The following is a 2,885-nucleotide window of genomic DNA, read 5'->3' on the forward strand; positions in this document are numbered from 1 at the left end:
CGCGACTGGTACTCGTTGTCCGGCCCCAGCTCCCCCACCAGCACCAGGCCCTTCGGGAAGACCACCTCGAACGGAACCGCGAACCGGTAACCCCTCGGCATCGCCATGGCTTGTCTCTCCTTCGTCGTCTTCCGGGCGACCTCCCGCCCTATCAGCAGAAGCGACTGTAGCTGATAGAGCTAATAGTCCTGCAACTGATTTCGTTACTCCATTCGTGTGATCTATGGCTATAGCTGCTCTGGCGATAGAGTGCGGGCCATGCCGATCGACCCAGCGGACCGCCGGCCGGCTTACGTTCAGGTGGCCGCCGACCTCCGCAGGCAGATCACCTCCGGCGCACTCAAGCCCGGAGACCTCCTGCCATCGCTAACCAGGCTCATGGAAACCCACGGCGTCGCAGTGAACACCGCCCGCAACGCGGTCAAGCTCTTGGAGAAGGACGGCCTGGTCGTCACGCGCCAGGGGCACGGGTCGATCGTGTTGGAGCGCTCCGCCTCTCCTCAGCAGAGCGACAACGTCCCCGACGATCTTGTGCAGCTCTTTCACGAGCTCAAGGACGCCGTCGACGACCTGCGCGACCGGATGGAGGCTGTTGAGCAGGCCCTACAAGGCCGAGGTGCCGTTCAACCCGGAGAATCCGATCACTGAGATCACGAACGGCGGCACGCAGCCCAAGCGCCAGCACCCGAAGATCTTCCCGTTCACGGTCAGTCATCACTGCCCCCGAAGATCATCCCGTGCGAGTCGAAGCACGTACGTTCGACGGCCCGCCTCAGGCGGGCTCGGTCTCCGTTCTGGCCGTCCGCCAGCTCGCGGCATCGAGCAGCGAACTCTTCCGCAGCCTTTGCCAGCTTCTCCGCATAGGCTGCCGCGACCGCGAATCCGTCCACCTGCGGCGGGACGCGGATCTGCATGCCGCTTCCACCCATCTCCACCAGGAGCACCGGGCGACGCGGTTCAGCTTCGACGCACCGGGCGCTGTCCCACGGCCCGGGGTGCATGAAGACGTGGAGGCTCACAGGACACCCCCCGGACGCCGCCTCGTGACCTTGTAGTCCATGTCACAAGTCCAGCGCTCAGGCACGGACGGTGACACCACGTCAAGGGGGCACTTCGGGACGTTACGATCAGGCCCAAACGTCCCTGCAGGCGTCCTGGGAGACACCGAGTGGCGAATGATCGTTTGCGGGCGACGCTCGCTGACAAGGGTTACGCACCACAAACGTTCGCGGTTGAGCTAGGCGTTGACCCGAAGACCGTTGAGCGATGGATTACCACAGCGCGAACTCCCCACCGCTCAACCGCCTACCGGGCCGCTCAGCTGCTAGATGTGCCCGTCGGGTGGTTGTGGCCGAACCTGCAGCAGGGAAAGGCTAGCAATAGCCGAGCAGAGGTTGTGGCATTTTATCCCCATCGGTCAGATGTCCCAAAGAACCTGTGGCTAGAACTCCTCACGTCCGCAAGCCGGAATATCTGGCTTCTGGCGTACGCGAGCCTTTTCCTTCCGGAGGAAAACCCCGAATCGATCGCATTGCTACGCCAAAAGGCGGCCGACGGTGCTGACATACGCATCGTTTTGGGCGATCCAGACAGCCCAGAAGTAGAGTTGCGTGGAGTCGAAGAACAACTTTTCGATGCAATTCCCGCTCGCGTGAGGATGGCGCTTGCCTACTACAGCCCTCTTCTGCACGTACCGGGCGTGCATTTCCATCTTCACCGCACGACACTCTACAATTCAATTTTCCGTTTTGACGACCAAATGTTGGTTAATCAACACGTTTATGGGACGTATGGGTACGTCGCCCCCATCCTTCATCTCCGAAGGATGGAGGGCGGCGACCTTTTTGAAACTTATGCAAAGAGCTTTGAGCGCGTCTGGGAAGTCTCGTACCCGTTTGACGGTAGCGCGCTACGCAAGAAGAAAGCTGGCTAGCGCATCTTAGTCATCACGGATCGGAACGCCCCCAAAACATTATCCGTAGTCTCAAGACTCGGAAGGACCTCGTGCGCGCCTGCGCGTGCGAGGTCTTCCATGCTGGTCTTACCCGTTGCCACACCAACCACCCATGCGCCGCCGCCAAGGCCCGCTTCCACGTCACGAGGCGTGTCACCGATCAAGATGACAGCAGACGCTGGGAGGTCCACTTCATATTTGTCGGCAGCCCGGCGTCTGGCGTACCCGACCAGCTCAGCGCGCACTTCCGCGTCAGAGCCAAAGCCGCCAGCGTCGAAGTCTACATAGGACTCAAGGCCAAAGGCCGCTAGCTTTGCGTAGGCATTCGGTTTGATATTTCCGGTCAAAACAGATTGGATGACGCCAGGGATCGAGCCGACCGCCTTGAGTGCTTCAACCGAGCCCGGAAGCGCGTACCCACGCGCTCGAAGCTCTTCAAAGTTTTCGTTCATTGCCTCGGACAGCGCTTCGAAGAGCCGAGGAGTGTACCGATCAGGATCTTCGATGCCGTTCCGGCGTAGCATTTCGCCCATAATCAGCGGATCGGTTCGCCCCTCAGTCTCTGCCGGGACAGTCGGATCAACACCGGTAAGTTTCCGAAACGCCTTAGCGTACGTCGCTTTGCTCATGCCACCATTCTCAATAAGGGTGTTGTCTACATCCCACAGCACCAGAACGGGGCGTCCGCCGTTTCGCTTCGTTTCCCTCACTACTACATCTTGCATCAGCCGCCACTTCCCCGCCACTACTCGCGCGGTTGCACGCCCTTGAACCGTTGCCGAATTCCGCTCTACAGGATCAAGGCGCGCCGCCGGCCGGCGGCGCGCGGTAGAGCGGCGGCCCGGCCATGGCCCCGTTCTGAGAGGGCGCGGCACCGGCCGGGCCGCTGGCGCGTCCGGCCGGGCCGACCCTCTCAGAAGGGGCACCGGGT

Annotated in this window: 4 protein-coding genes; 2 read left to right on the top strand and 2 right to left on the bottom strand. The window is 61.5% G+C overall.

Features of this window, described 5'->3' with window-relative positions:
* Positions 1-258: 258 nt before the first annotated feature.
* Positions 259-648, top strand: coding sequence for a GntR family transcriptional regulator (locus tag BUE43_RS32435; RefSeq protein WP_073490187.1), 390 nt, complete (start codon positions 259-261; stop codon positions 646-648).
* Between the two features lie 59 nt (positions 649-707).
* Here the strand turns inward: BUE43_RS32435 and BUE43_RS32440 are convergent, their stop codons facing one another.
* Positions 708-1,019 carry a hypothetical protein gene (locus tag BUE43_RS32440; RefSeq protein ID WP_073490184.1) on the bottom strand — a complete coding sequence of 104 codons (312 nt, stop codon included), beginning with the start codon at positions 1,017-1,019 and terminating at the stop codon, positions 708-710.
* A gap of 149 nt (positions 1,020-1,168) precedes the next feature.
* On the opposite strand from BUE43_RS32440, the gene BUE43_RS32445 reads away from it, so the two are divergent.
* Positions 1,169-1,933, top strand: a complete 765-nt coding sequence (locus BUE43_RS32445) for an XRE family transcriptional regulator (protein WP_073490185.1) — start codon at positions 1,169-1,171, stop codon at positions 1,931-1,933.
* On the opposite strand, the gene BUE43_RS32450 is transcribed toward BUE43_RS32445, so the two are convergent.
* The gene (locus BUE43_RS32450; protein WP_200797756.1) at positions 1,930-2,664 is read right to left on the bottom strand and encodes a haloacid dehalogenase-like hydrolase; all 735 of its coding nucleotides are present in this window, start codon (positions 2,662-2,664) and stop codon (positions 1,930-1,932) included. The genes BUE43_RS32445 and BUE43_RS32450 overlap by 4 nt on opposite strands.
* Between the last annotated feature and the right edge of the window lie 221 nt (positions 2,665-2,885).

It is taken from the genome of Streptoalloteichus hindustanus, from assembly GCF_900129375.1.
GTDB lineage: Bacteria > Actinomycetota > Actinomycetes > Mycobacteriales > Pseudonocardiaceae > Streptoalloteichus > Streptoalloteichus hindustanus.